A 24,726-nucleotide genomic window follows, 5' to 3' on the forward strand; every position below is an offset into this window, starting at 1 on the left:
GGCAGCGATCACCGCGTCCGGTCGGCGCGGATCAGCGCCACGAAGAGGTAGACGAGGCCCGCGAGGGTCAGCACCAGGCCCACGGCGTCGAAGAGGTTCACTTCCGCCTCCCCGAAGGGCGGGCGGAGTCGTCGCTCGCGGCGGCGCGCCGCGCCACCAGAGCCACCGCGGCGAAGAACGCCACGGTCAGGAGGATGAAGGCCAGATCGGTCATGCCACTGGTCTACGCCGCTCCGCGACCCGTGGAACCAGTCCTTGACGGAACGCTGACGCCGCCCGGGCGCTCGCTGACGCCCTCCTGACGCCGCGCGCCGTCGGCGGGGTGGGGCGCCGTCGAGCGTAGGCTCCGTCGGCGCAACCGGCAGGCGCCGTCGAACGTAGGCTCCGTCGGCGCAACCGGCAGGCGCCGTCGAACGTAGGGTCCGTCGGCTCAGCCGGCAGGCGCCGTCGAGCGTAGCCTCCGTCGGCGCAACCGGCAGGCGCCGTCGAACGTAGGGTCCGTCGGCGATTGAGCGCTCATGAGCCGACGAACCCTACGTTCGACCGCCTGCGACGTTCGACCGCCCGGGCAGCGCGTGCCAGGTGTCAGGCCGCGAGCACGGGCACCGACGGCGCGGGCAGGCGTCGTCGAGCGTAGGCTCCGTCGGCGCAACCGTCGGGCGCCGTCGAACGTAGGGTTTGTCGGCTCATGAGCGCTCATGAGCCGACGGACCCTACGTTCGACCGCTGGGGCAGCGGGTGCCGGGTGTCGGGCGCCCGGGCAGCGGGTGCCAGGCGCCAGGCGCCAGGGCAGCGTGAAGTCAGGTAGGGCGCGGGCGCTGGGTCGAGCACATCGGCGTCGGCCCGGCTCCAAAATGAGATCGGTCGGTTGCTGTGAGGTCGGTCCAGCGATGGACCGGTCTCACAGCAACCGACCGATGTCGTCAGCGCGGTGCGGCCGGGGTCAGAAGTCGAAGAGCTCCCCGAGGATCGACTCCTTGCGCTTCTTCTTGTAGCGCGGGTCGTAGCGGCGGTCGTCGTCGTAGCGGCGGTCGCGGTCGTAGCGGCGGTCGTCGTCGTAGCGGCGGTCGCGGTCGTAGCGGCGATCGTCATCCCGACGCCGGTCGTCGTAGCGCGGGTCGTAGGCCGGCTGCGGCGAGCCGTAGGCCGGGCCGGCGTGCACCGGGTTCGGCGCCGAGGGGGCGGCGGGCGCTGGCGGGGCGACGGGCGCCGACGGCCGGTTCTCCGCGGCGATCTCGGCCTCGACCGACCGGTCGATGACCTTGTCGAGCTCGCCACGATCGAGCCACACGCCACGGCACGTGGGGCAGTAGTCGATCTCGATCCCCTTGCGCTCGGACATGACGAGCGTCGTCTGGTCGATGGGGCACAGCATCGGTTGGTCTCCTCGCGGTCGTCTTCTACCGGTCACCCAACGGACGGGGTGAGGCTGCGGTTCCTGCGGGCTACGTCGGAGCTCCCACGCTCTCACGGACCACCGGCTCGCCCCACCGCACGGCAGCCTCGGCGAGCGCCCCGGCCGTGCCGCCGTCGCCGTTCGCGACGACCGCCCAGATGATCGCCGCCGCCACGAGCAGGCCCGCGAGCACGGCGAGCGTGATCTTCCACGCGGACCAGGGCCGCTGGCCCACCACCTCGGCGGTGCGGGCGTTGACCAGCACCTGGAACGGCTTGCCGCCGTACAGGTAGGTGGCGATCCAGACGGGCAGGAGCAGGAGCTTGTACGTCACCGCCGCGTAGCTGGTGTGCACCTGGTGCACCCGCTGCACGTCCCCGCCGATGTCCTGCTCGCAGTCGTTCTCGATGACCGGCGCCATCTCGCCCTTGGCGACCTCCAGCCCGGTCTCGGGCTCGACGTCGTACCGCAGGGTCTCGTAGCCGGCCAGGTAGTCGGGCTGGTAGGCCCGGGCCTGCTGCAGCGGCCACGGGCTGAGCTTCGCCAGGTGCTCGGGCATGACCCGGCCGGTCCCGGCCACCAGCACGTCGTCGAAGTCCCGCGCGACGGTGCCGGCGGCCGGGTACCAGCGCGTCTTCTGCACCTGCCGGGTCTGGGTCTGGCTGCGTCCCTCGGAGTCGGTGGTCGTGTAGGTCTCGGTGACCCAGTAGTGCTCGCCGCGCTGCCCGACGTAGTCGGACCGGGTCCGCGCGTCGAACGTCCAGTGCGGCAGGTAGACGCCGTGCGCCTGCTCGGCGGAGACCACCTTCTTCAGGGCGGACGGGGCGAACCAGCGCGAGCGCACCCAGGTGCGCAGGGCGCCCTGCATGGCCTCGCGGTCCACCTCGAAGGGCAGCACGGCCTCGGGTTCGACCAGGCCGAGGCCCTCGACCTCGGCGACCATGGGCGACCCGCAGAACCCGCACTTCTGGGACAGGTGGTCGCTGGTGGTCACGGCGCCGCAGGTGCCGCACCGGTAGTCCTGCGTGGCCGGCGCCGCTGTCCGGGTCCGGGACGCGAGCGCCGCGAAGTCGTGCTCGCGCACCTCGCGGACGACGGCGGTGACCTGCTGCGTGTGCCCGCAGTACGGGCAGGTCAGCGTGCCGGTGCCCGCGGAGAACTCGACGTTGGCCCCGCACTGCTCGCACGGGTAGGCGTGGTGGGCGGCGGGGCCGCCGTCGGTGAGCTCGACCATCCTCAGGCCTGCGGCAGCGGGGGCGGTGTCGCGCCGAGGTGCTTGGCCACGTCAGGCACGGACGACGCCGGCTCCCAGCCGGCCATGCCCGCGCGCCAGATCAGCGTGCTCGCCGTGAGGGTGCCCGCGGCGGCCTGGGCGGCCAGCGCGGCGTCGTCGAACGGGCCGGTCTGGGCGCCGCCGTTGCCGAGGAACCAGCCGCCCGGCAGGGGCGGCGGGCCGGCCGGTGCCGGAGCCGGGGCGGACGGCGCGGCGGGCTGGGTGGGCGGCACGATCGCGTTGCCCACCGCCTGGCCCAGCCCCATGCCGATGACGGCGCCCGCGCCGCCTCCGCCGTCGGCCGCGGCCTCCATGGCGGCGCCGGCCTGGAACTGCTGGAAGGCGGCCATGCTGCCCACGGTGCCGGACGAGACGATGCCCATCGAGGTGCGCTTGTCGAGCGCCTCCTCGACCTCGGGCGGCAGCGAAATGTTCTCGATGACGAACTTCGGCACGGCGATGCCGAGGTCGGTCGACAGCTCCTCGGTGAGCCGGGCGGCGAGCTGGTCGCCGAGGTCGCCGTGGTGCGCGGCGACCTCGATGACGGGGATGCCGGACGACGAGAGCACGCTCGCGAAGTGGCTCACCACGTTCTGGCGCAGGTACTCGTGCACCTCGTCGGTGCGGAACTGGGGATCGGTGCCGACCAGCTCGCGCAGCAGCAGCCGCGGGTCGGAGACCTTGGCGGAGAACGCGCCGAAGGCCCGCACACGCACCATGCCGAGCTCCGGGTCCCGCATCATGACGGGGTTCTTGGTGCCCCACTTGAGGTCGGTGAACTGGCGGGTGCTGACGAAGTAGACCTCGGCCTTGAACGGCGAGTGGAAGCCGTGCTTCCAGCCCTTCAGGGTGGACAGCACCGGGAGGTTCTGGGTCTCCAGGGTGTAGGTGCCGGGCTCGAACACGTCCGCGATGGTGCCCTCGTTGACGAAGACCGCGGTCTGGGACTCGCGGACGACGAGCCGGGCGCCCATCTTGATCTCGTTCTCGTAGCGGGGGAACCGCCACACGATGGTGTCCCGCGTGTCGTCGAGCCACTCGACGATGTCGACGAGCTCGCCCTTGATCTTGTCCAGCAGACCCATGACGTCTTCCTCTTCTCTCCACCCGGACACTCGCCCGGAAGCCCCAAGCACTCGGACCCTACAAGTCCGGTACGTCCCGGCAAACGAAAAGGGATCGCGTTCGGTGCCCGGGACGTCTCAAGGCCGTCCCACGTGCCGCCCGGCGCCTGCCAGTGGACCGGACATGTGAGAGAGTTTCACCGCAGGGTGACAACCCGGCGAACCTGTCCGGAGGTGCAAGGGACCGATGACCGTCCTCGTGGCGTACAACGAGTCACCCCAGGGTGAGGCCGCTATGCGTGCGGCCGTCGCCGAGGCGGTACGGCGCAGCCAGGAACTGGCCGTGCTCGTGCTCACGCCGCAGGCGGACACCAAGGTCCCCGCGTCGCTCGCGCACCTGCTCGACACCGTGCCCGGCACGGTCTCCGTGGCGCCGATCGTGTTCCGCGCCGAGCAGGCCGACGTCGCCGACGCGATCGTCGACCAGGCCGAGGCCGTGTCCGCGGAGCTCGTGGTGATCGGCTCGCGCAAGCACTCGACGGTCGGCACGTTCCTCGTGGGGTCGACGACCCAGCAGGTGCTGCTGGACTCCCCCGCCCCGGTGCTCGTGGTCAAGGCCAGCTACGCCTGAGCCTGCGGACTACCCTCATGGGATGAGCGCTGTGACTCTCGGGATCCCGTCGGTGCGAGGCGTGCCCCGCCGCGCGGCCACCCCGGCCGGGCGGCCCCGCCCCGAGACACCCCTGCTGGTCGACCGGTACGGGCGTGTCGCGCACGACCTGCGGGTGTCGATCACCACGGCGTGTTCCCTGCGCTGCACCTACTGCATGCCGGCCGAGGGCCTGCCCCTCGTGCCGCGCGACGAGCTGATGACGCCGGACGAGATCGGCCGGATCGTCGGCATCGGCGTGCGCGACCTCGGCATCCGCGACATCCGGTTCACCGGGGGCGAGCCGCTCATGCGGCGCGACCTGGAGCAGATCATCGGCGCCTCCCGGACCGCCGCGGACGACGCCATGCGCCATCTCGGTGCGGACGCGGACCAGCGCGTGCGGATCGCCATGACCTCCAACGCGCTCGGCCTGGACAAGCGCGCCGACGCGCTGGTCGCGGCCGGGCTGGACCGCGTGAACGTCTCGCTGGACACCGTGGACCGGCAGGCGTTCGCGACCCTGACCCGCCGGGACCGGCTCGACGACGTGCTCACCGGGATCCGCGCGGCGCTGGCCGCCGGGCTGGCGCCGGTCAAGATCAACGCGGTGCTGCTTCCCGAGACCCTGGCGGGCGCCGCCGACCTGCTCGCCTGGTCCGTGGAGCACGACTGCAACCTGCGGTTCATCGAGGAGATGCCGCTCGACGCCGACGGCCGCTGGACGCGCGACGACGTGGTCAGCGCAGCCGACCTTCTGGAGGTGCTGCAGGAGCGGTTCACCCTGACCCCCGCCGGCCGCGAGGACCCCTCGGCCCCGGCCGAGGAGTGGCTGGTCGACGAGGGCCCCGCCACCGTCGGGATCATCGCCTCGGTGACCCGCTCCTTCTGCGGGGCCTGCGACCGCACCCGGCTGACCGCCGAAGGCACCGTCCGCTCGTGCCTGTTCGGCAACGAGGAGACCGACCTCAAGTCCCTGCTGCGCGCCGGTGCCACCGACGACGAGGTGGGCGACGCGTGGCGCGCCGCCATGTGGGCCAAGCCCCGCGCCCACGGCAGCGACGCCGTCGAGCTGGCCGCCGACGCCTTCGCCGAGACGGAGCGCAGCATGGGTGCCATCGGCGGCTGAGACCTCGATCCGTCGAGATGCCGAGCAGACGGTCGTCCATTTGCATAGTAGGACCTCGTCGAAATGCTCAATAGAACGCTGATCGTCGAAGGCGAGGACAGGAAAGTCGTTGCTGTCGAGGTAAAGCTCGCCGCAACCGTCACCGACAAGGACGTGCGTCACCTCAACTGGCTTCACGACCAGATCGGCGATCGGATGGCCGATCGAGTGGTCGTCACGACGGGCGAGTTCGCATACCGACGGCCTGATGGCGTCGCTGTTGTCCCGCTCGCGCTGCTCGGCCCCTGAGCAGAACCAGCGTGACATGACGTCCACGTGACGTCCCGCCGTCCCAGGTGACGCCCCGGGGACGCCCGCGTGTACGTTGCCGGAAGCCTCGGCCGCCCGCGCTCCAAAATCAGACATAACGCCCAGGCGCCTTCCTAGGCTCGCCGCCGTGACCACCATCGCGACGACCCGGGCACCGGAGGATCCCGGCGCCCCGCACGCCGGGTCGGCCGCCCCCGAGCGCACCGAACCCCAGCGCCTGCGCCGCAGCCGCCTCGCGGCCGGCCGCCGCCGCACCGCCCTGCTCTGGGCGCTCCTGCTGGCCGGCCCCAACATCGCCCTCCTGCTGGTCTTCGTGTACCGGCCGCTGGTCGAGAGCCTCTACCTCTCCACCCTCCAGTGGAACCTCGGCTCCCCCACCGCGCGGTTCGTCGGGCTCGGCAACTACGTCGAGTGGTTCACCGCGCCGACCACCGGGCGCATCGTCCTGACCACCCTCGTCTTCACCGTCGCGACGGTGGGCGGCGCCATGGTGCTGGGCCTCGGCCTCGCCCTGCTGCTGAACCGCAGGCTGCGGGGCCGCGGCATCGCCCGCACCGTCGCGTTCGCGCCGTACGTGCTGGGCGGGTTCGCCGTCGGCATCCTCTGGCTGTTCATGTTCGACCCGCGCTACGGCCTGATCCAGGAGCTGCTCAACTGGGTGGGCATCGCCTCGCCCCAGTGGTACACCGGCCGCCCCTGGCCGCTGGTCATGGTGATCGTCGTCTACCTGTGGAAGAACCTCGGGTACGTCGCCCTCATCTACCTGGCGGGCCTGCAGGCCGTGCCGCAGGACCTCAAGGACGCCGCAGCGCTCGACGGCGCCTCCGCCGCCCGCACGCTGCGCTCCGTCGTGCTGCCCCTGCTCACGCCCACCACCTTCTTCCTGCTCGTGACCATGCTGCTCAGCTCCCTCCAGTCGTTCGACACGATCAAGGCGATGACGCAGGGCGGCCCGCTCGGGTCCACCACCACGCTCATGTACTCGATCTACGTGGAGAGCTTCGTCAACGGCCGGGCGGGCTACGCATCCGCCGTCGCCACGATCCTGTTCCTCGTGCTGCTGGCCGTCACCGCCGTGCAGCTGCGGTTCGTCCAGCAGAAGGTGCACTACGCATGACCGCCACCACGTTCCCGCAGACCGCCGGCTCCCCCGCTCCCGCCCGACGACGGCGCCCGGCCCAGCTGGGCGGCTACGTCACCATGATCTTCGCGACCATCGTGCTGGGCGCCCCGCTGCTGTGGATGGCGCTCGCGAGCCTCAAGGCACCGGACGAGCTGTACCAGGTGCCCCTCCAGTGGCTCCCGGCGCAGCCGGCCCTGGACAACTACGCGCAGGCCGCGGGCGCCATCCCGCTCGGGCGGCTGCTGGTCAACAGCATCGGCCTGACCGTCGTCGGCGCGGGGCTCAAGGTCGCGCTCGGCCTGTGCTGCGCGTACGCACTGGTCTTCCTGGACTTCCCGTTCCGCAAGGTCGTGTTCGGGCTGGTGATCGCCACGCTGATGATCCCGCCGCAGATCACGATCATCCCCAACTACACGCTCGTGGCGAGCCTGGGCTGGCTGAACACCTACCAGGGCATCCTCGTGCCCGGGCTGGCCAGCGCGTTCGGCACCTTCCTGTTCCGCCAGCACTTCCTCACGCTGCCGCGGTCCGTGCTGGAGGCCGCCGAGCTCGACGGCGCGGGCCACTGGCGCAAGCTGTGGCGGTTCGTCGTGCCGATGAGCACGCCCACGCTGGCCGCCGTCGCGCTGGTCTCCGTCGTGACCGAGTGGAACGACTACCTGTGGCCGTTCCTCGTGGTCGACGACCCCTCGAAGATGACGCTGCCCGTCGGGCTCACCCTGCTGCAGAACACCGACGGCATGACGAACTGGGGCGTGCTGCTCGCCGCCACCGTCGTCGTGACCCTCCCCATCCTGCTGGTCTTCCTCGTGCTGCAGCGCCGGCTCGTCGCCGGTCTCACCGCCGGCGCCGTCACCGGCTGACCAGCGCCCGCACCCCCCGAGAACTCCCCAGAGAGACAACCAAGGAGCACCCGTGTCCCACCGCACTGCCCGCCGTGCCACCGCGCGACCGCGCGCCGTCGTCGTCACCGCGCTCGCCGCGCTGACCGCCCTGACCGCAGCCGGGTGCGCCGGCCCGAGCGTCGGCGCGGCCGGCGGCTCCGACGAGCCGTCCGCCGAGGCCGTCGACTGGTCGCAGGTCGAGCCCGCGAAGGAGATCACCTGGTGGAGCAACCACCCGGGTGCGTCGCAGGAGGTCGAGCAGCAGTTCATCGACGAGTTCAAGGACGAGACCGGCATCAGCGTGAAGCTGGTGACCGCGGGGGCCGACTACGACGAGGTCGCTCAGCGCTTCCAGGCCGCCTCGCAGACGGACGAGCTGCCCGACCTGGTCATCGCCTCGGACGTCTGGTGGTTCCGCTACCACCTCAACGACCAGATCATGCCGGTCGACGACGTCATGGAGTTCCTGGACGCCGATGCCGCGGACTTCCAGCCCGCGCTGTACTCCGACTACGAGTACGACGACCAGCACTGGGCCGTGCCGTACGCGCGCTCGACGCCGCTGTTCTACTACAACAAGGACCTGTGGGACGCCGCCGGCCTGCCCGACCGCGGCCCGGAGACCTGGGCCGAGCTCGAGGAGTGGGACGCCTCCCTGAAGGACGAGGTGCCCGAGAAGGGCTCGACGTTCGGCCTGTCGACCGGCCCGTCGTGGGGCGCCTGGTGGTTCGAGAACATGATCTGGGGCCAGGGCGGCGCGTACTCGGACGGCTTCGAGCTCACGCTCGACACGCCCGAGGCGATCGCGGGCGGCCAGTTCGTGCACGACCTGTTCCACGAGTCCGGCGTGGCCACCCTGTCGGCCGACGACGCCATGGCCGACTTCTCCTCGGGCCTCATCGCCTCCACGATCGGCTCGACCGGCTCGCTGAAGGGCGCGCTCGACGCCGCGAAGTTCGAGGTCGGCACGGCCTACCTGCCCGACGGCCCGCAGGGCGGCGGTACGCCGACCGGCGGCACCGGCCTGGCGATCCCGTCGTCCAAGACGCCGGAGGAGCAGCTCGCGGCCGCGATGTTCCTGGAGTTCCTCACCGACACCGAGAACACCGCGACCTTCTCGCAGTCCACCGGCTACATGCCCGTGCGCACCTCCGCGGTGGAGAGCGACACCATGAAGGCCACCTACGAGGAGACGCCGCAGTTCCGCACCGCGGTGGACCAGCTCGCCGACAAGGCCCGCGTGCAGGACGACGTCCGCGTCTTCGTGCCCGGCGCGGACGCGCTGCTGAACGACGCCCTGGAGCAGATCGTCATCGAGGGCGCCGACCCGGCCACGGCGTTCGAGGAGATCACGCCGCGCATCGAGACCGCGTACACCGAGAACGTCGAGCCCTACCTGGACCCCCAGGACTGAGGCCCCTTCGGCCGACGTGACCGGCAGGCCCAGGTCCACCCCGCCGCCCGCGAGGCACGCGGTGGATCTGGGCCCTGCCCGAACGTGGTTGAATCACGCCGTGCCTACAGCGACCGATCGGCCGCACCGCATCATGATCGTCACCGACGCCTGGGAACCGCAGGTGAACGGCGTCGCCACGGCGCTCTCGCGCACCGTGGCCGAGCTGCGCCGGATGGGCTGCGCGGTGGAGGTGGTCACGCCCTGGGACGGTTACCGCACCATCCCGCTGATCACCTACTCCGAGATCCGCGTGCCCATCATGGCCCGCGACGACGTGGAGCGGCGGTTCCTGGAGTTCGCGCCCGACGCCGTGCACATCGCCACCGAGGGTCCGCTCGGCTGGTACGCGCGCGCCGTCTGCGACCATTTCGGGTTCCCGTTCACCTCCAGCTACCACACGCAGTTCCCCGAGTACGTGAGCGCGCGCTGGTCGTGGATCCCGCTCTGGGCCGGGTACCGCTACGTGCGCAAGTTCCACGACAAGTCCGGCGCGGTCCTGGTGGCGACGCCGACCATGCGCGAGCAGCTCACCCAGTGGCGCATCCGGAACGTGACGCCGTGGAGCCTCGGCGTGGACACCGAGCAGTTCCATCCGCGCCGCCGGGCGGCCGCGACCGGTTCCGGCGCCACGGGCAACGGCGTCTACCGGGACCTGCCCGGTCCCGTCTTCCTGTACGTGGGGCGGCTCGCGGTGGAGAAGAACGTCGAGGCGTTCCTCGACCTGGACCTGCCCGGCTCGAAGGTCGTGGTGGGCGACGGCCCGGCCCGCGCCGACCTGGAGGCCGCCTACCCGGCGGCGCACTTCCTGGGCCGCCGCTCGGGCGACGACCTGGCGCAGCACTTCGCCGACGCCGACGTGCTCGTCTTCCCGAGCCGCACCGACACGTTCGGGCTGGTCATCCTGGAGGCGATGGCGTCGGGGACGCCGGTGGCCGGGTTCGACGCGCCGGGCCCGCGCGACCTGATCCCGGGCTCCGGCGCCGGTGCCGTCGACGACGACCTGCGCGCGGCGTGCCTTGCTGCCCTGGCGTGCTCCCGCGAGGAGACGCGCCGGTACGCCGAGCTGTTCTCGTGGCGCGCGTGCGCCGAGGCGTTCTACGACCGGCTCGACGTGCCGCCCCCGCCGGTGCGGGAGCGCATCTGGGTGCGCGGGATGCAGCGGCTGCCGAACCTGGGCCTGACCGGGCTGAGCATGCCGAACCTGTCGATGCCCCACCTGACGCTGCCGTCGCTGCCGTCGCTGCCCAGCCTGCCGTCGCTCCCGAGCCTGCCGTCCCTGCCGAGCCTGTCGCGGAGCGGACTGTCGCGGACCGGCCTGTCCCGGCCGAACCTCACGCTGCCGGGCCGCACGCTGCCGGGCCGCGTCGCCCGGCTGCCCGAGCTGCTCATCTCCCGCCGGGTGGGCCGCGCGGTCACCCGCGTGCGGCGGATCGTCACAGACCGACCCACTCGGACTCGCCGTCCGTGAACTGCTGCTTCTTCCAGATCGGCACCTCGGCCTTGATGCGCTCCACCAGCAGGGAGCACGCCTCGAAGGCCTCCTTGCGGTGCCCGGCCGACGCGGAGGCGACGAGCGCGACGTCCCCGACCTCGAGGTGCCCGTAGCGGTGCGTCGCGGCGACGCGGAGGCCCGTCTCCGCGCTCACCGCCTGGCACACTTTTTGCAGCACGGCGGTGGCGTCGGGGTGCGCCTCGTAGTCGAGGCTCGTGACGGCACGGCCGCCGTCGTCGTCCCGGACCACGCCGCGGAAGGTGACCACGGCGCCGCACTCCGGCGCGGCCACCGCCGCCTCGACGGCCCGCCCGACGGCGTCGTCGAGCTCCTCCTGCGTCACGCGCACGACCTGGTCCATGCTCACCGATCCCTCTCGCCCGGGTGCGACGTCACAGCGGCCACACGGCCACCTCGGCACCCGGTTCGAGCGTAGTCGCGGCGGCGGGCACGTCGATCAGCACGTCCGCGGCGGCCATCGATGCGACGAGGTGCGAACCGGGCCCGCCGACGACAGCGACCCGCTCCTCCGCCCCGACGGCGGCCGCGCCCGCCGCCGGGCGCACCCAGCGGCCCCGCAGGAGCTGCCTCTTCCCTGCCGGGGACCGGACGGCGCCGTCGAGCACCGCGGGCATGCGCTCGACCGGCGGGAGCCCGGCGGACCGCCGCAGCACGTCCCGGAGGAACACCACGAACGAGACCTGGGCGCTGACCGGGTTGCCGGGGAAGGTGAGCACGGGCGTGCCGCCGATCCGGCCGAACCCCTGCGGCCCGCCGGGCTGCATCGCCACGGACCGGAAGACCACCTCGGGCAGGGCGTCCTTGACCACCTCGTAGGCGCCCTGGCTCACGCCCCCGGTGGTGAGGACCAGGTCGCAGCCCGCCGCCGCGCGCTCCAGCCCCGCGCGCACCGCCGCCGGGTCGTCGGCCAGGGTGAGCCGCTCGCCGACGCGCCCGCCCGCCGCCTGAACGGCGGCCGCGAGCGCCGGGCCGTTGGCATCCCAGATCTGGCCGGGGCCGGGCTCGCCGCCCGGTCCCACGAGCTCGCTGCCCGTGGACACGACGGCCACCGAGACCTGGGCGCGGAGCGCGAGGTGGGCGACCCCGCAGGCGGCGGCCGCCGCGACGTGGTGGGGTGCGAGCACGGTGCCGGCGGGCAGCACGACGGCGCCCGCGGCGACGTCGGACCCGGGCTCCCGGACGAACTCGCCGCTCATGCGGGCGCGCGCCACGTCCACCGTGGTCGCCAGGGCCGCGGCAGCACCGTTGAAGGTCACGTGGTCGGTGTCCTCGACGGGCACCACGGCGTCCGCGCCCTCGGGCACGGGCGCGCCGGTCATGATCCGCACCGCGGTGCCTGGTGCGAGCGGGGCGGGCTCGCCCGGCGCGGCGGCGACGTCGCCCGCCACGGGCAGGGTGACGGGCGCGCCCGGGCCGGCCGTGGCGACGTCGGCGGCGCGCACCGCGAAGCCGTCCATCTGGGAGTTGCGGAACCGCGGCAGCGGGCCGGGGGCGGTCACGTCGCGCGCCAGCACGCGGCCGAGCACCCCCTGGTCGAGGGGTACCTGCTCGACGGGCCGGTCCGCGAGCGTCGCGAGCAGCTCCGCGACGTCGGCCCGGTGCTGTTCCACGTCCACGCGCTCGCTCATGTCCGCAACCTACCCGCAGCGCCGTCCGGCAGGCGGTTTGCCCTGGCGAGCGGACCGGGCCGCGCGAAAGAATCGAGCATGCAGATCCAGGCGCTGAGCAACAACGGGACCACGCCCGACGGCGCCCTCGTGCGCCGGGAGTCCGAGACCGCCGACGGCCTGCTGGTGCTCGACTCGGTGCTCGCGATGCGCCCGCAGCCCGACGTGGTGCTGCGGGCGCGGCACCACGTGGAGTACGACGGCGACGTGCGTGCCTGGGTGCGCTGGTCGCACCAGCGCGAGCCGGGCGGTGTGGACGTCTCGTTCGAGCGCGCGGACCTGCCACCGGGTGTGGGCGACGGCGTGCCGTCGTTCGCCCGGTACCTGCTGGTGCTGGAGCTCGCGACGGTGGGGTCCTGGGTCGAGTACACACAGCTCGCCGACACCGACCCCGCGCGCACGCAGCACGCCCTGCTGGTGCGCACCGACACGCAGCCGCTGGTGCTGCCGGACGGCTTCTCGGTCTCCGCGATGCGCATCGACCAGCTCCTGGACGGCAGCCCCGCGAACGCGTTCTGGTGCGACGAGCACGGCGTGCTGCAGGCCGACTACATCGAGACGTTCCCCGACGGGACCCGGATCACGGGCATCTCGTGGCGTACTACCTGGGCGGGCGTCGAGCCGTGGCTCGACCCCGAGGTACGTGCGGAGCTGGACGCGTCGGGGATCCTGGCCTGAGGGTCGTGCGGGTCACCGGTGCAGGTGCGCCTTGTGCCCGACCGCGGCGGAGACGTCGGCCTCGGCCACGGCGAGCAGCCGGTCGGCGAGGCGCCGCAGAGCCCGGCCGGCGGCGATCTCGTCGCCGATCAGGGGGACCTCGTCGTCGTCCGGTGACTTCCTGGCGTGCCCGACGCCGCGCAGGGCGTCCGGCGGGCCGTTCATCACCGTGGCCTCCGCCGTCGTGCTGCCCGCCGCCTCGACCACGGTGATCCGCACGTCCCAGGTGAGGGCGCGGCCGCGGCGAGCCTCGGTCCACGCGCCGGACGTCGCCTCGACCTGGGCGTCCACGTACGTGTCGCCGCCGGGGTAGACGAGGGTCTCCTCGCCCGTGTCGGACCAGCGCACCCGGTACGGCGGCGACCCGTCGCCGTGGGGACACTCGGTGACCACGCCGTCCCGCACTGCGCCGCCGACCACACCGGAAGCCGTGACGATCCGGTCGCCCACTGCTGCTTTCATGGGGTCCTCCTCGCGTCGTTGCGGTCCCTTCCATGATGGCCCCGAACCGGGCGGCGTGTCAGACCGTACCCGTCATCTGTTCGACCCCTGCGCGTGACAGTTGCGTGAGACGGTGAGGAGCACGGGGGCGGCGCGGAGTGCGTGCGGGCACGCGCGGAGTTTCGTGCGGAGGTTCGCGCGGGAAAGGAGCCGGGGTGCGGGACCTGCTGCCGCAGCTGCTCGACTGGTGGCACGCCGACGAGCGCGCGGCCGTCGCCACGGTGGTGCGCACCTTCGGGTCCGCACCGCGCGAGCCGGGTGCGGCGCTGGCCGTGGGGCCGGGCGGCGAGGTCATCGGCTCGGTGTCCGGCGGGTGCGTCGAGGGCGCCGTGCACGATCTGTGTCTCGAGGTCGCCGAGACCGGCCGCCCCGCGCTCGTCGGCTACGGGGTCTCCGACGACTACGCGTTCGACGTGGGCCTGACCTGCGGCGGGACCATCGAGGTGTTCGTCGCGCCGGTGTCCCGCGCGACGTGGCCGGGCTTCGACGCGTTCGCCGGGCGGGTCCTGGCCGCGCCCCGGGCCGACGGCGGCCCGGCGGGGCCGGGCATCTGCCTCGCGACGGTCGTCGCGGGGACGGGTGGTGCGGGGGCCGGTCGCGCGGGAGCCGAGGTGGGCCGGCGGCTGGTGGTCACCGGTTCGGACGCTGCCCCCTCGGCCGGGCCGGGACTCGGCGACGCCGGTCTCGACGCCGCCGTTGCCGCGGACGCCATCGGGCAACTCGCCGCCGGCACCTCCGCGGTGCGCGAGTACGGCCCCCACGGCGAGCGCACCGGCACGGGGACCCGGGTCTTCCTGCAGGTCTTCGCGCCGCCCCCGCGCCTGCTGGTGTTCGGCGCGATCGACTTCGCGGCCGCGCTGGCGCGCGCCGGGCGCCTGCTCGGGTTCCGGGTCACGGTCTGCGACGCCCGCCCGGTGTTCGCGACGCCGGCCCGCTTCCCCGAGGCCGACGAGGTGGTGGTCGAGTGGCCGCACCGGTACCTCGCCGCCGAGATCGAGGCTGGCCGCGTCTCCGCACGCGACGCCGTGTGCGTGCTGACCCACGACCCCAAGTTCGACGTGCCCCTGCTGCACACCGCGCTGACCGACCTGCCGGCCGGCACCTACGTGGGCGCCATGGGCTCCCGTCGAGCGCACGCCGAGCGGACCGCCCGGCTGGTCGAGGACGGCGTTCCGGCCGCCGCGCTCGCGCGGCTGCACAGCCCGATCGGCCTGGACCTCGGCGCCCGCACGCCCGACGAGACCGCCGTCTCGATCGCCGCCGAGATCATCGCGGCCCGGTCGGGTGCCTCGACCCGGCCTCTGCGTGAGACGGACGGCCCGATCCACGGCTGACTATCCGACGCCGGTCCGACGCCCCTCCGCGCAGGGTGGCTCCGGCTCTGCCCTACTGGACGCCAGACTCTGGCCGGAGCAGTCCGCGCAACGCGCCTTCGTACGCACCGAGATCACTTTCAACGGTGCTGCGGATCAGCTGCGGGTCGATGTACTCGTAGGCGTGCGCGATCCGGTTCCGGGTGGACCAGATCGCCTTCCACGTCGTGCCGAACGCTCGCGCCCGGGCCTCCTCGCTCAGTTTGGCGGCCACCTCGATCGAAGCCCCGAGGCGGAGACACACGGCATCGAACAGGACCGGATCGTCCATCGTGCCGTGCTCGAGATACGACTTGAGCACGTCCAGGTGATGCAACGCCGACTCAACGTTGCGCTGGTCCTTGTCCGTCACAGCGGGATCGCCTCGACGGTCGCGGCCACGCCCTCGCGCAGGGCCCGCGCGATCACCACATCGACCTCGCGCCCCAGCAGTTCCTCGAGCTCTGCCTCCAGCGCGCCGATTGCGAACAGGCCGACGTCGGGATCGGTGTCGACGAGCAGGTCGATGTCCGACTCCGCGGTGTCCTCACCGCGGGCCACCGACCCGAACACGCGGATGTTGTGCACACCCCGACGCGCCGCGGCCTCGACGATCTCGTCGCGCCGGTCACGAAGCAGCAAGGTCAGCAACGGCACGACCTCGTCCGGCTCGCCCCCGGCCGCCGCCGTGTCCAGCTTCAGGAGGCGGGCGACCTCCGGCTGGCTCCGGCCGAGGGCCAGGCCGATCCTGCGCTGACTCCAGCCCAGGTCACGCGCCTGGCTCGCCGCAACGACGAGCTCACGCGTCGCGGCCGCTCGCAGCTCCCCCGCATGCCGGCTCGTCCGCATCAGGTGCTCCGCGAAAGCCCGCTCGACCGCCGATTCCCGCTCCGTCTGTCTCCGCACTGGCTGCTGCTCCACCCGAAACCACCTCCTGATAGCAGATGCTATCAGCATGCTGGGTCGAGCGCCCGGGGACCCGTCAGTCCGCGTGCTGCACCACGTTGACCACCGTGCCGTCCGGCGCACGCACCAGGAACCGGTGCACGCCCCAGGACTCCGTCGTCAGCGGGTGCACGATCTCGTACCCGCGCTGCCGCGCCTCGGCGTACGCGCCCTCGACGTCGGGCGTGTGGACCGAGACCGTGGCGTCAGCGGCGGCCGTCGCGTCGCGCGTCAGGAGCTGGACCACGGCGCCGGTGTCCGGGGACGTGTAGCGGGCCACCCAGCCCAGGTTGAACTCCTCGGTGCTCAGCCCGAGGTAGTCGGCGTAGAAGTCCTTGGCGGCGTCGACGTCGGCCACCCGCAGGTTGGCCATGATCCGGCTTACGCGCATCGTTCCTCCTGATCGGGGGCTGGTCGGGAACCGGTCGGGAAATCCGGGCGCCTCCACCCGCGACGCCGTCCTAGGCTGCGGGCATGTCAGCGCACGTCGAGACCATCGTCCCGCCCAAGCTCCGCCCCGGCGACACCGTCCGGGTGGTCGCACCCGCCCGCTCGCGCACCATGATCATGGAGCACGACAACACCCGCTGGATCGACGAGCGGTTCGCCACGATGGGACTCACCCTCACGTTCGGTGAGCACGTCGACGAGGACGACCAGTTCCGCAGCGCCTCGATCGAGCACCGCGTCGCCGACCTGCACGCCGCGTTCGCCGACCCCGCCGTCGCGGGGATCATCACCGTGATCGGCGGGTTCAACAGCAACGAGCTGCTGCCCTACCTGGACTTCGACCTGATCGCGGCCCACCCCAAGGTGTTCTGCGGTTACTCGGACATCACCGCGCTGCAGAACGCGATCCTCGCGCACACGGGTCTGGTCACGTACTCCGGCCCGCACTGGTCGAGCTGGGGCATGCGCGACCACTTCGAGCCCACCGGCGACTGGTTCCGCGCCGCCGTGACCAGCGACGCCCCCATTGTCGTCGAGCCGTCACAGGCCTGGACCGACGACATGTGGTTCGCCGACCAGGACGCCCGCACCGCCGTGCCGAACGAGGGCTGGTGGCGGCTGCGGCCGGGAACCGCCTCGGGTCGGATCGTCGGCGGCAACCTGGGCACGCTCAGCCTGCTCCAGGGAACCGCGCACATGCCGTCGCTCGACGGCGCGCTCCTGTTCCTGGAGGACGACTTCGAGTCCGACGCCGCGCACGTCGCGCGCCAGCTCACGTCCCTGCTCCAGCTCCCCGGCGCCGACGGCGTGACCGGGCTCGTGCTCGGCCGCTTCCAGGCCGCCTCCGGCGTGACCCGCGGGGCGCTCGACGAGATCGTCGCGCGCCAGCCCGCCCTGACCGGCAAGCCGGTGCTGGCCGGCGTCGACTTCGGACACACCAGCCCGCAGCTCACCTTCCCGGTCGGCGGCGCGGCGGACGTCGTCGTCGGCGAGCAGGAGGCGGCGCTGACGATCACCCGCCACTGAGCTCCGACGTGTCAGACGCACGAACCACCCGGGTGACCCGTGCGTCTGACACGTTGATCCCGGGGCGGCGTCCGCCGTCGGCGAACCCGGAAATTGAGTCGGGTCGGCTCAGGTTGTACCGGTCATCAGACCCCGCCCGAGGAGGACACCATGACCACCGTTCTGACCCGTTCCCCGTTCGCCCGCACCTGGGTCCGCGACCCGTGGAGCCAGCAGCTCGGCGTCACCGAGGGCCCCGTGCCCGCGGCCGACGTCTATCGTGAGGGCGAGGACCTCGTCGCCCGCCTCGACCTGCCGGGCGTGAACCCGGCCGACGACGTCACCGTCGAGGTCGAGGGCCGCAAGCTCGTCGTGCGCGGCGAGCGCAAGGACCAGCGCTCCGAGGAGTCCGAGGGCCGCCGCATCTCGGAGGTCCGCTTCGGCTCCTTCCGCCGCGTCGTCACCCTGCCGAAGGCCGTGGACGGCGACGCCGTGCGCGCGTCCTACGACTCGGGCGTCCTGACGGTCACCGTGCCGGGCGTCTTCGCCGGCACCACGCCGCAGCGCATCGAGGTCACCACCGCCGCCTGATTCCCCTCAGGCGGCCACCACGACGGCGCCCGACCGCTCCTTGCGGCCGGGCGTCGCCTGCGTTCCTGGGGCAAGCAAGGGACCGAGCTCAGTGACTTCGGTCCCCTGTCTCGAGACCGGTCCGTTGAATGACCGGTCTCAGGGCGACCGACCGATGTCATGTGCGCCAGAAAGCACAGTCATCGCGCCAGCGCCGCCGCGCCCACCACCGTCGCGTCGCCGCCCAGGACCGCCCGGCGCACCTCGACCGGGTGCCCCGACACGGGCGGCTCGTCGTCCAGCCGAGCCCGGATCGCGGGCTCCAGCAGGTCCCAGGCGTGGGCCAGACCGCCACCCACCACCACGTGCCCGACGTCGAGCAGCGCCGCCAGCACGAGCACCGCCGACCCGACCGCGCGCCCGGCGTCGGCCAGCACGCGCGCGGCGTCCGCGTCCCCGGCCCGTGCCCGGGCCTCGATCTCCGCCGCGCCGACGGCGGCCGCCACGGCCTCCCCGTACCGCCGCTCCACCGAGCGCCCCGACGCCAGCGTCTCCAGGTGCCCGCGCTGCCCGCAGGTGCACCGTGCATCGCCGAACCCGGGCACGTGCCCGATCTCCCCCGCCGCCCCCGCGCCCCGGTACAGGGCGCCGTCCAGCCAGAGCGCTCCCCCGACGCCGGTCCCGAGCGCGATCCCCGCCGCCGACCGCACACCTCGGACGGCGCCCCAGGTCGCCTCGCCCACGAGGAACGCGTCGACGTCGTTCGCCACGGTGACCGGCAGGCCGGTCCGGGCCGCGAGCCCGCTCCGCAGGTCGGTGCCGACCCAGCCGACGAAGGAGTCGCTCGCGGCGAGCACCTCCCCCGTCACCGGGTCCACGACCCCCGCCGCGCCGACGCCGACCGCCGCGACCCGAACGCGCGCCGTGGCGGTCGCCCGCTCGACGAGCCCGGCCGCGACGTCCAGCATCGCCGCCCCGCCCGACGGCGTCGGCGCGGTCGCCGAGGCGAGCACGGCGCCGTCCGCCGTGACGACGGCGGCCCGGATCTTGGTGCCCCCGATGTCGACGCCCGCGGTGGGTCCGCCCGTCACAGCGCGGCCCCGGGGGCCGGGGCGGCGCCCGACGCCACCGCACCCGGCACCGGCGCGAGCGCCTGCCGGGCCGCGCGCCGCTCCCGCTGCGCCGCCGGGTCCGGCGTCGGCACGGAGGCCAGCAGCTCGGCCGTGTACGGCTCGCGCGGCGCGCGGAACACCTCCGGCGTCGGGCCGCTCTCCACGAGGCGCCCGGCGCGCAGCACGGCCACGCGGTCGGTCAGCTCATGCACCACGCCCAGGTCGTGGCTGATGAACAGGCAGCCGAACCCGAGCTCTGCGTGCAGGTCGCGCAGCACCTGGAGCACCTCGGCCTGCACGGACACGTCGAGGGCGCTGGTCGGCTCGTCGGCCACCAGCAGGCGCGGCCGCAGCGCGAGCGCCCGGGCGAGGCCGATCCGCTGGCGCTGCCCGCCGGAGAACTCGTGCGGGTAGCGCCGCTCCGCGCCCGCGGGCAGGCGCACGGCGTCGAGCAGCTCGCGCACCCGCGCCCGCTTCTCGGCCGCGGTCAGCCGCCGCCCGTCCCGGCCGTGGATCGCCAGCGGCTCGGCGATCGACTCGCCGACGAGCCGGCGCGGGTCCAGCGACCCGCCCGGGTCCTGGAACACCACGCCGACGTCGGCCAGCAGACGCCGCCGGGCCCGGCCGCGCGCCCGGGCCACGGAGGTGCCGAGCAGCAGCACCTCGCCCTCGGACGGCGTGAGCAGGCCGAGGCAGGCGCGGCCCGCCGTCGACTTGCCCGAGCCGGACTCGCCGACCAGGCCCAGCATCTCGCCCGCGCGCACGGTCAGGTCGAGGCGCTCGACGGCGCGCACGTGGCGGCCCTGCACCCGGTAGTCGAGGCTGACCCCGCGCAGGTCGAGCACGACCTCGCGGGGGTCGTCGGCCTCGTCCCCACCACCGGTCGAGCCATCGCCCGTCGGCCCCGCCCCGCGGTCGCTCGACCCGTGATGAGTCGTCGTGCTCGCCGGTGGCACCGCCGGCACAGCGTCCAGCAGCGCCCGCGTGTACTCGTGCTCCGGCGCCAGCAGCACCTGCTCCACCGGCCCGTGCTCCACGATCCGGCCGCCGCTCATCACCGCCACCTCGTCGGCCAGGTCGGCCACGACGCCCATGTTGTGCGTGACCAGCAGCAGCGCCGTCCCCCGCTGCGCCACCAGCTCGCGCAGCAGGTCGAGGATCCCGGCCTGCACGGTCACGTCGAGCGCCGTCGTCGGCTCGTCGGCGACGATCAGCTGCGGCTCGCACGCCAGCGCGATCGCGATCACCACGCGCTGCCGCTGCCCGCCCGACAGCTCGTGCGGGTACTGCCCCGCCCGCCGCTCCGGCTCGGGGATGCCCACGGACCGCAGCAGCTCCACGGCCCGCTCCCGCGCGACCGCCCGCGGCACGCGCTCGTGGTTGAGCACCGCCTCGGCGATCTGGTCGCCCAGCGTCATGGTCGGGTTGAGGGCCGTCATCGGCTCCTGGAACACCATGGAGACCACGCGGCCGCGCAGGTCCACAAGCCGTTCCTCGGGCGTGCTGACGACGTCGCGCACCGCGCCGCCGTCGGCCAGCTCGACCGAGCCGGTGACGCGCGCGGTCGAGGGCAGCAGCCCGAGCACGGACAGCGAGGTGACGCTCTTGCCCGAGCCGGACTCGCCCACCAGCGCGACCACCCGGCCGCGCCCTACCTCGAGATCGACGCCGCGCACCGCGGGCACGTCCCCGGAGCCGGTGGTGAAGGTGACGTCCAGGCCCCGGATGCGCAGTACGACGTCGCTCATGCCGTCCTCCCCTTCACGTCGACGACGTCCCGCAGCCCGTCGCCCACGAAGTTCAGGGCGCAGACCACGACGACGATCGCTAGGCCGGGCGGCAGGATGAGCCACCAGGCGCCCTGGTAGATGTAGTTGATGCCGTCGTTCAGCATCGCGCCCCAGTCGGTCGTGGGCGGCTGCACGCCCATCCCGAGGAAGCTGATGTAGGCGACCAGCAGGATGGCGTCGGCCACCTGGAAGGTCGCGTTGACCACCACGGTGCCCACGGTGTTGGGGATGACGTGCGTCAGCACGGTGCGGCCGTGCGAGGCGCCCATCGCGCGGGCCGCCACCACGTAGTCGCGGGTGCGCACCGACAGGGCCTCCGCCCGGATCAGCCGGGCCGGGACCAGCCACGACACCAGGCCGAGCACCACGATCATCATGCCGACCGTCGGCCGCACGATCGTGGAGAGCACCAGCAGCAGGAAGATCGCGGGGATCGCGATACCGGCGTCGACCACGCGCATCATGACGACGTCGACGGCGCCGCCCACGTACCCGGCGACCGCGCCCCAGAGGGTGCCGACCACGGTGGCGAGCGCCCCCGCGAGGACCCCGACCAGGAGCGAGACCTGACCGGCGACCATCAGCCTGCCCAGGTTGTCGTAGCCGAGCGCGTCCGTGCCCAGGGGGTGCCCGCCGACGCCGGGCGGCAGGTTGGCCGCGCCGAGGTCGGTCGCCACCTGCTCCGTGGGGTACACGAGCGGCCCGACCAGCACGAACAGCACCAGCGCGGCGAGCGCGGCGGCGCCCACGACGGCCAGCCGGTTCCTCGTGAAACGACGCAGCCCGGTCATCGCAGACCTCCTCGGGTGCGGGGGTCCAGGACGGCCTGGACGACGTCGGCCAGCAGGGAGCCCACGACGGTGGCGACCGAGATGACCAGCACGCAGCCGAGCAGCACCGGGAAGTCGCTGCTCTGCGCGGCGCTCCAGAACAGCAGCCCCATGCCGGGGTAGTTGAAGAGCTGCTCCACCACCAGGGCGCCGCCGAACATGACGGGCAGGTAGTAGCCGAGCATCGCGACCACGGGCGTCAGCGAGTTGCGCAGCACGTGCCGGAGCACCACGCGGCGGTGGGCGGTGCCCTTGGCGCGGGCCGTGCGCACGTAGTCCTCGCCCAGGTTGTCGAGCGTGGCCGACCGCATGTACCGGCTGAACGTGGCGACGATCGGCACCGCGCCCGTGAGCACGGGCAGCACGAGCGCGTCCGGCTGGGCCAGCACCTCGGCGATCCCGGTGCCCTGCGGCGCCGCCGCCGGGAACAGCCCGGCGGTCTGGCTGAGCAGCAGGATCAGCAGCATCCCGAGGAAGAACGTCGGCGTCGAGTAGGCGACGATCGCCAGCGTCGAGAGCCAGTAGTCGACCGCGCGGTTGCGGCGCACGGCCTGGTAGACGCCGACGGGCACGGCGATCAGCACCGCGGCCACGAGCGAGAGCCCGGTCAGCAGCAGCGTCTTGGGCAGGCGCAGGGCGATCGCGTCCGACACCGACTGGTTGAGCAGGTAGGACTCGCCGAGGTCGCCCGTCAGCGAGCGCCCCAGGAACGAGAGGTACTGGAGCACCACGGGCTGGTCCAGGCCGTTGGCGGCCTCGAACGCGGCGATCTGCTCCGCGGTGGCCTGCTGGCCGAGGACGCCGCGGGCGGGTCCGCCCGGCAGCGCGTGCAGCAGCGCGAACACGATGACGCTGACCACGAGGATCACGACGAGCGCCTGGAGCACGCGCCGGATCAGGAAGCGGCCGAAGCCGCCGCGGGCCGCCCTGACGGGCGCGGGCGCGGCGGCTCCGGCTTCGACGGCCCCGCTGGTCGCGGGGATGGCTGTCGTCATGTCAGCCGGCCCAGCTCCAGCGCTGCGGGTGGAAGCTGGCGAGCGGGTCCTGCGTGGTGCCCTCCAGCCCGTCCTTGATGACCGAGACCTGGTAGACGGGGTTCGGCAGCCACATGACCGGCAGGTTCTCGGCGCCGAACGTCGAGTACTCCTGCATGACCGACGCGTCGGTGCTCTCGGTGGAGTCGTGCATGAGGGTGTCGAAGGTGTCGTCCGAGTACGAGCCGAAGTTCGAGGCCGCGCCGGTGCCGAACACGCGCTCGCCGCTCGGGTAGCCGCCGAAGTACCAGCTCCCGGCGGTGCCGAAGAACGGCAGCTGCCAGTCGCAGTCCGCCTGGTCGGCGGTGCACGGCGCGATGGAGGACAGCACGGTGTTCAGCGGCGCGCTCTCGATGGTCACGCCCACGCCGGCCTGTTCGAACGTCGACTTGATCTCGGCGAACATGTTGTCCGTCTCGGCCGAGCCGCTCTGCGTCAGGATCGTGATCGCGAGCTGCTGGCCCTTCTCGACATCCTTGCCGCACTCGTCGTCGCCGTCGCCCGGGCGGGTGCACTCCAGCACGCCGTCGGCCCCGGGGGTCCAGCCGTGGTCGGCCAGCAGCGCGGCCGCGGCCTCCGGGTCGAACGGGTACGGGTTGGCCTTCTGCTCCTCGGAGAGGAAGTCGCTCTCGGGGTTCTGCGGCACGGGGCCGTAGCCGGGCAACGCGGCGCCCTTCCAGATGACGTCGGAGATCTGCTCCTGGTCCACCAGGTGCTGGAACGCCTGGCGCACGTAGAGCTGGCGGAAGACCGGGCCCAGCTCGGGGTGGTTGAAGTTGTAGGGCAGGTAGGTGATGGACCAGCCCGCCCACGGCTCGACGGCGTAGCCGAGCTGCTCGTACTGCTCCGGCGCGTCCAGGCCCGTGGTCGGGATGTACCCGTAGTCGACGGCGCCGGAGCGGACGGCGTTCACCTCGGCGTCGGTGGACGTGTACGGCAGCAGGTTGACGGTGTCGATCGAGGCGGCGTCGTCACCGTCGTACTTCGCGTTCTTCGTCAGCTCGACCTGGCCGCTGTCGGTGAACCCGGTCAGCGAGTAGGGGCCGTTGATGGTCTGCCACAGCGGGTTGGACTCGTAGGTCGACAGGTCCTCGCTCTGACCGACGAGGTAGTCGAAGATCGCCTTCGCGCCGTCCTCGGTCTCGGCGAGCGCCGGGTCGGGCTCGTCGCCGTCGGCGGCCTTGGCCCAGGCGTGGGCCGGCAGCGGCACGACGAGCGTGAGCTGCGAGGCCTGGAGCCACTCCGGGTTGTAGACCTTGTCGAAGGTGAGCTCGACGGTCTTCTCGTCGGGGGTGGCCACCTCGGTCACGTTGTCGGGCATGCGGCCCTCGGAGTAGCTGGCCCAGACGTCCGTGTTGGCCGTGACGAGGTCGAACCAGAACTTCACGTCGGCCGAGGTCACGGGCTCGCCGTCGCTCCATGTGCGGTCGTCGTCGAGCGTGATGGTGGCGACCAGGCCGTCGTCGGAGAAGGTGATCTCGTCGGCGAGATCGGCGCTCGCCACGCGCCCCACCTCGCCCTCGGAGCCGTCGTAGGCCACGAGCGGCTCCCAGAGGGTGCGCATGATCGCGGAGTTGTGGGTGGCGAGCTTTCCGGCGATGCCCAGGGGCACGATCCAGTTGGGGGTCGCGTTCGCGGGCAGGGCGTAGTTCACGTCGGTGCGAGCGGCTGCCTCGTCGCTGCCGGACGAAGACGTCGAGCATCCGGCGAGGAGGGCGACGGCGGCGGCAGCGCCGACGGCGAGCCGTACGGCCCGTCCGGCATGCGTGGTGCGCATCTGGGTCTCCTTGGTCTGCGGGGCCGACGACGCCGGAGCCTGTGCGACTCGGGCACTTGTTTCGCCAGCCGAATAATGGAGCACCGTAGACGTATGAAGTTTCCCGGATCTATGCGAATTCCGTAACAAGACTGTTAATTCGGTCCCGCAAAAAGGCCGAGCTGTCCGGAGTGCGCCCGG

General features: G+C 72.9%; 26 protein-coding genes. 11 read left to right on the forward strand and 15 right to left on the reverse strand.

Annotated elements, in window-relative coordinates; all coding sequences use genetic code 11:
- Window positions 1-8 precede the first annotated feature (8 nt).
- From kdpF to ACH47X_RS18320, 4 genes are all read right to left on the reverse strand, one after another.
- On the reverse strand, window positions 9-101 hold the full coding sequence (kdpF, locus tag ACH47X_RS18305; RefSeq protein WP_084800731.1) for a K(+)-transporting ATPase subunit F: 93 nt from the start codon (window positions 99-101) through the stop codon (window positions 9-11).
- 842 nt (window positions 102-943) lie between these two features.
- Window positions 944-1,375, reverse strand: coding sequence for a TFIIB-type zinc ribbon-containing protein (locus ACH47X_RS18310; RefSeq protein WP_397405952.1), 432 nt, complete (start codon window positions 1,373-1,375; stop codon window positions 944-946).
- A gap of 70 nt (window positions 1,376-1,445) precedes the next feature.
- Window positions 1,446-2,630 (reverse strand): hypothetical protein, encoded by a 1,185-nt coding sequence (locus ACH47X_RS18315; RefSeq protein ID WP_397405953.1) that lies wholly within the window; start codon window positions 2,628-2,630, stop codon window positions 1,446-1,448.
- Between the two features lie 2 nt (window positions 2,631-2,632).
- A complete protein-coding gene (locus tag ACH47X_RS18320; protein ID WP_397405954.1) occupies window positions 2,633-3,754 on the reverse strand; it encodes an SPFH domain-containing protein in 1,122 nt (373 codons plus the stop codon).
- A 226-nt stretch (window positions 3,755-3,980) separates the two neighbouring features.
- Here ACH47X_RS18320 and ACH47X_RS18325 point away from each other — a divergent pair, with 226 nt between their 5' ends.
- From ACH47X_RS18325 to ACH47X_RS18355, 7 genes are all read left to right on the forward strand, one after another.
- The gene (locus tag ACH47X_RS18325; RefSeq protein WP_397405955.1) at window positions 3,981-4,364 is read left to right on the forward strand and encodes a universal stress protein; all 384 of its coding nucleotides are present in this window, start codon (window positions 3,981-3,983) and stop codon (window positions 4,362-4,364) included.
- Between the two features lie 22 nt (window positions 4,365-4,386).
- Window positions 4,387-5,511 carry a GTP 3',8-cyclase MoaA gene (gene moaA, locus ACH47X_RS18330; protein ID WP_397405956.1) on the forward strand — a complete coding sequence of 375 codons (1,125 nt, stop codon included), beginning with the start codon at window positions 4,387-4,389 and terminating at the stop codon, window positions 5,509-5,511.
- Between the two features lie 63 nt (window positions 5,512-5,574).
- Window positions 5,575-5,799: a hypothetical protein gene (locus tag ACH47X_RS18335; RefSeq protein WP_397405957.1), complete on the forward strand. Its 225-nt coding sequence runs from the start codon at window positions 5,575-5,577 to the stop codon at window positions 5,797-5,799.
- Between the two features lie 148 nt (window positions 5,800-5,947).
- Entirely contained in the window at window positions 5,948-6,937 is a 990-nt protein-coding gene (locus tag ACH47X_RS18340; RefSeq protein WP_397405958.1) for a carbohydrate ABC transporter permease, read from the forward strand.
- The gene (locus tag ACH47X_RS18345) at window positions 6,934-7,806 is read left to right on the forward strand and encodes a carbohydrate ABC transporter permease (protein ID WP_397405959.1); all 873 of its coding nucleotides are present in this window, start codon (window positions 6,934-6,936) and stop codon (window positions 7,804-7,806) included. The genes ACH47X_RS18340 and ACH47X_RS18345 overlap by 4 nt, the downstream gene beginning before the upstream one ends.
- Window positions 7,807-7,858: 52 nt before the next feature.
- On the forward strand, window positions 7,859-9,241 hold the full coding sequence (locus ACH47X_RS18350) for an ABC transporter substrate-binding protein (RefSeq protein ID WP_397405960.1): 1,383 nt from the start codon (window positions 7,859-7,861) through the stop codon (window positions 9,239-9,241).
- Between the two features lie 100 nt (window positions 9,242-9,341).
- The gene (locus tag ACH47X_RS18355) at window positions 9,342-10,751 is read left to right on the forward strand and encodes a glycosyltransferase family 4 protein (protein ID WP_397405961.1); all 1,410 of its coding nucleotides are present in this window, start codon (window positions 9,342-9,344) and stop codon (window positions 10,749-10,751) included.
- On the opposite strand, the gene ACH47X_RS18360 is transcribed toward ACH47X_RS18355, so the two are convergent.
- Complete coding sequence (locus ACH47X_RS18360; protein ID WP_036970536.1) at window positions 10,717-11,136, reverse strand: molybdenum cofactor biosynthesis protein MoaE; 420 nt, start codon at window positions 11,134-11,136, stop codon at window positions 10,717-10,719. The genes ACH47X_RS18355 and ACH47X_RS18360 overlap by 35 nt on opposite strands.
- Before the next feature lie 31 nt (window positions 11,137-11,167).
- Window positions 11,168-12,424 carry a molybdopterin molybdotransferase MoeA gene (locus ACH47X_RS18365; protein ID WP_397405962.1) on the reverse strand — a complete coding sequence of 419 codons (1,257 nt, stop codon included), beginning with the start codon at window positions 12,422-12,424 and terminating at the stop codon, window positions 11,168-11,170.
- A 78-nt stretch (window positions 12,425-12,502) separates the two neighbouring features.
- On the opposite strand from ACH47X_RS18365, the gene ACH47X_RS18370 reads away from it, so the two are divergent.
- A complete protein-coding gene (locus tag ACH47X_RS18370) occupies window positions 12,503-13,141 on the forward strand; it encodes a hypothetical protein (RefSeq protein WP_397405963.1) in 639 nt (212 codons plus the stop codon).
- A gap of 12 nt (window positions 13,142-13,153) precedes the next feature.
- Here ACH47X_RS18370 and ACH47X_RS18375 read toward each other — a convergent pair whose 3' ends face one another.
- A complete protein-coding gene (locus ACH47X_RS18375; protein WP_397405964.1) occupies window positions 13,154-13,642 on the reverse strand; it encodes a dsRBD fold-containing protein in 489 nt (162 codons plus the stop codon).
- Window positions 13,643-13,836: 194 nt separating this feature from the next.
- On the opposite strand from ACH47X_RS18375, the gene ACH47X_RS18380 reads away from it, so the two are divergent.
- Entirely contained in the window at window positions 13,837-15,015 is a 1,179-nt protein-coding gene (locus ACH47X_RS18380) for an XdhC family protein (protein WP_397405965.1), read from the forward strand.
- Window positions 15,016-15,067: 52 nt separating this feature from the next.
- Here ACH47X_RS18380 and ACH47X_RS18385 read toward each other — a convergent pair whose 3' ends face one another.
- From ACH47X_RS18385 to ACH47X_RS18395, 3 genes are all read right to left on the reverse strand, one after another.
- On the reverse strand, window positions 15,068-15,406 hold the full coding sequence (locus ACH47X_RS18385; RefSeq protein WP_397405966.1) for a DUF86 domain-containing protein: 339 nt from the start codon (window positions 15,404-15,406) through the stop codon (window positions 15,068-15,070).
- Entirely contained in the window at window positions 15,403-15,882 is a 480-nt protein-coding gene (locus tag ACH47X_RS18390) for a nucleotidyltransferase family protein (RefSeq protein ID WP_397405967.1), read from the reverse strand. The genes ACH47X_RS18385 and ACH47X_RS18390 overlap by 4 nt, the downstream gene beginning before the upstream one ends.
- A 133-nt stretch (window positions 15,883-16,015) precedes the next feature.
- On the reverse strand, window positions 16,016-16,369 hold the full coding sequence (locus ACH47X_RS18395) for a VOC family protein (RefSeq protein WP_397405968.1): 354 nt from the start codon (window positions 16,367-16,369) through the stop codon (window positions 16,016-16,018).
- An 83-nt stretch (window positions 16,370-16,452) separates the two neighbouring features.
- Between ACH47X_RS18395 and ACH47X_RS18400 the strand changes: the two genes are divergently transcribed.
- Window positions 16,453-17,454: a S66 peptidase family protein gene (locus ACH47X_RS18400; protein ID WP_397405969.1), complete on the forward strand. Its 1,002-nt coding sequence runs from the start codon at window positions 16,453-16,455 to the stop codon at window positions 17,452-17,454.
- Window positions 17,455-17,604: 150 nt separating this feature from the next.
- A complete protein-coding gene (locus tag ACH47X_RS18405; RefSeq protein ID WP_036970540.1) occupies window positions 17,605-18,024 on the forward strand; it encodes an Hsp20/alpha crystallin family protein in 420 nt (139 codons plus the stop codon).
- A gap of 179 nt (window positions 18,025-18,203) precedes the next feature.
- Here ACH47X_RS18405 and ACH47X_RS18410 read toward each other — a convergent pair whose 3' ends face one another.
- The 5 genes from ACH47X_RS18410 to ACH47X_RS18430 are packed head-to-tail and all read right to left on the reverse strand — an operon-like array spanning window position 18,204 to window position 24,546.
- Window positions 18,204-19,094 carry an ROK family protein gene (locus ACH47X_RS18410; protein ID WP_397405970.1) on the reverse strand — a complete coding sequence of 297 codons (891 nt, stop codon included), beginning with the start codon at window positions 19,092-19,094 and terminating at the stop codon, window positions 18,204-18,206.
- Complete coding sequence (locus tag ACH47X_RS18415; protein ID WP_397405971.1) at window positions 19,091-20,863, reverse strand: dipeptide ABC transporter ATP-binding protein; 1,773 nt, start codon at window positions 20,861-20,863, stop codon at window positions 19,091-19,093. Before ACH47X_RS18415 ends, ACH47X_RS18410 begins: the two co-directional genes overlap by 4 nt.
- The gene (locus tag ACH47X_RS18420; RefSeq protein WP_397405972.1) at window positions 20,860-21,696 is read right to left on the reverse strand and encodes an ABC transporter permease; all 837 of its coding nucleotides are present in this window, start codon (window positions 21,694-21,696) and stop codon (window positions 20,860-20,862) included. Before ACH47X_RS18420 ends, ACH47X_RS18415 begins: the two co-directional genes overlap by 4 nt.
- Window positions 21,693-22,730, reverse strand: coding sequence for an ABC transporter permease (locus tag ACH47X_RS18425; protein WP_397405973.1), 1,038 nt, complete (start codon window positions 22,728-22,730; stop codon window positions 21,693-21,695). The genes ACH47X_RS18420 and ACH47X_RS18425 overlap by 4 nt, the downstream gene beginning before the upstream one ends.
- A gap of 1 nt (window position 22,731) precedes the next feature.
- A complete protein-coding gene (locus ACH47X_RS18430) occupies window positions 22,732-24,546 on the reverse strand; it encodes a peptide ABC transporter substrate-binding protein (protein ID WP_397405974.1) in 1,815 nt (604 codons plus the stop codon).
- Window positions 24,547-24,726: the final 180 nt, after the last annotated feature.

Origin of the sequence: Promicromonospora kroppenstedtii, assembly GCF_044389675.1 — a bacterium.
Lineage (GTDB): Bacteria > Actinomycetota > Actinomycetes > Actinomycetales > Cellulomonadaceae > Promicromonospora > Promicromonospora kroppenstedtii.

Excerpts from the sequence above, each read along its gene's own strand:
- ACH47X_RS18370 (WP_397405963.1), top strand. The coding sequence starts at position 12,503 with ATGCAGATCCAGGCGCTGAGCAACAACGGGACCACGCCCGACGGCGCC.
- ACH47X_RS18415 (WP_397405971.1), bottom strand. The coding sequence starts at position 20,863 with ATGAGCGACGTCGTACTGCGCATCCGGGGCCTGGACGTCACCTTCACC.
- ACH47X_RS18405 (WP_036970540.1), top strand. The coding sequence starts at position 17,605 with ATGACCACCGTTCTGACCCGTTCCCCGTTCGCCCGCACCTGGGTCCGC.
- ACH47X_RS18310 (WP_397405952.1), bottom strand. The coding sequence starts at position 1,375 with ATGCTGTGCCCCATCGACCAGACGACGCTCGTCATGTCCGAGCGCAAG.
- ACH47X_RS18360 (WP_036970536.1), bottom strand. The coding sequence starts at position 11,136 with ATGGACCAGGTCGTGCGCGTGACGCAGGAGGAGCTCGACGACGCCGTC.
- ACH47X_RS18395 (WP_397405968.1), bottom strand. The coding sequence starts at position 16,369 with ATGCGCGTAAGCCGGATCATGGCCAACCTGCGGGTGGCCGACGTCGAC.
- ACH47X_RS18425 (WP_397405973.1), bottom strand. The coding sequence starts at position 22,730 with ATGACGACAGCCATCCCCGCGACCAGCGGGGCCGTCGAAGCCGGAGCC.
- ACH47X_RS18345 (WP_397405959.1), top strand. The coding sequence starts at position 6,934 with ATGACCGCCACCACGTTCCCGCAGACCGCCGGCTCCCCCGCTCCCGCC.
- ACH47X_RS18365 (WP_397405962.1), bottom strand. The coding sequence starts at position 12,424 with ATGAGCGAGCGCGTGGACGTGGAACAGCACCGGGCCGACGTCGCGGAG.
- ACH47X_RS18315 (WP_397405953.1), bottom strand. The coding sequence starts at position 2,630 with ATGGTCGAGCTCACCGACGGCGGCCCCGCCGCCCACCACGCCTACCCG.
- moaA (WP_397405956.1), top strand. The coding sequence starts at position 4,387 with ATGAGCGCTGTGACTCTCGGGATCCCGTCGGTGCGAGGCGTGCCCCGC.
- ACH47X_RS18320 (WP_397405954.1), bottom strand. The coding sequence starts at position 3,754 with ATGGGTCTGCTGGACAAGATCAAGGGCGAGCTCGTCGACATCGTCGAG.
- ACH47X_RS18390 (WP_397405967.1), bottom strand. The coding sequence starts at position 15,882 with ATGCGGACGAGCCGGCATGCGGGGGAGCTGCGAGCGGCCGCGACGCGT.
- ACH47X_RS18430 (WP_397405974.1), bottom strand. The coding sequence starts at position 24,546 with ATGCGCACCACGCATGCCGGACGGGCCGTACGGCTCGCCGTCGGCGCT.
- ACH47X_RS18325 (WP_397405955.1), top strand. The coding sequence starts at position 3,981 with ATGACCGTCCTCGTGGCGTACAACGAGTCACCCCAGGGTGAGGCCGCT.
- ACH47X_RS18375 (WP_397405964.1), bottom strand. The coding sequence starts at position 13,642 with ATGAAAGCAGCAGTGGGCGACCGGATCGTCACGGCTTCCGGTGTGGTC.
- ACH47X_RS18335 (WP_397405957.1), top strand. The coding sequence starts at position 5,575 with ATGCTCAATAGAACGCTGATCGTCGAAGGCGAGGACAGGAAAGTCGTT.
- ACH47X_RS18420 (WP_397405972.1), bottom strand. The coding sequence starts at position 21,696 with ATGACCGGGCTGCGTCGTTTCACGAGGAACCGGCTGGCCGTCGTGGGC.
- ACH47X_RS18400 (WP_397405969.1), top strand. The coding sequence starts at position 16,453 with ATGTCAGCGCACGTCGAGACCATCGTCCCGCCCAAGCTCCGCCCCGGC.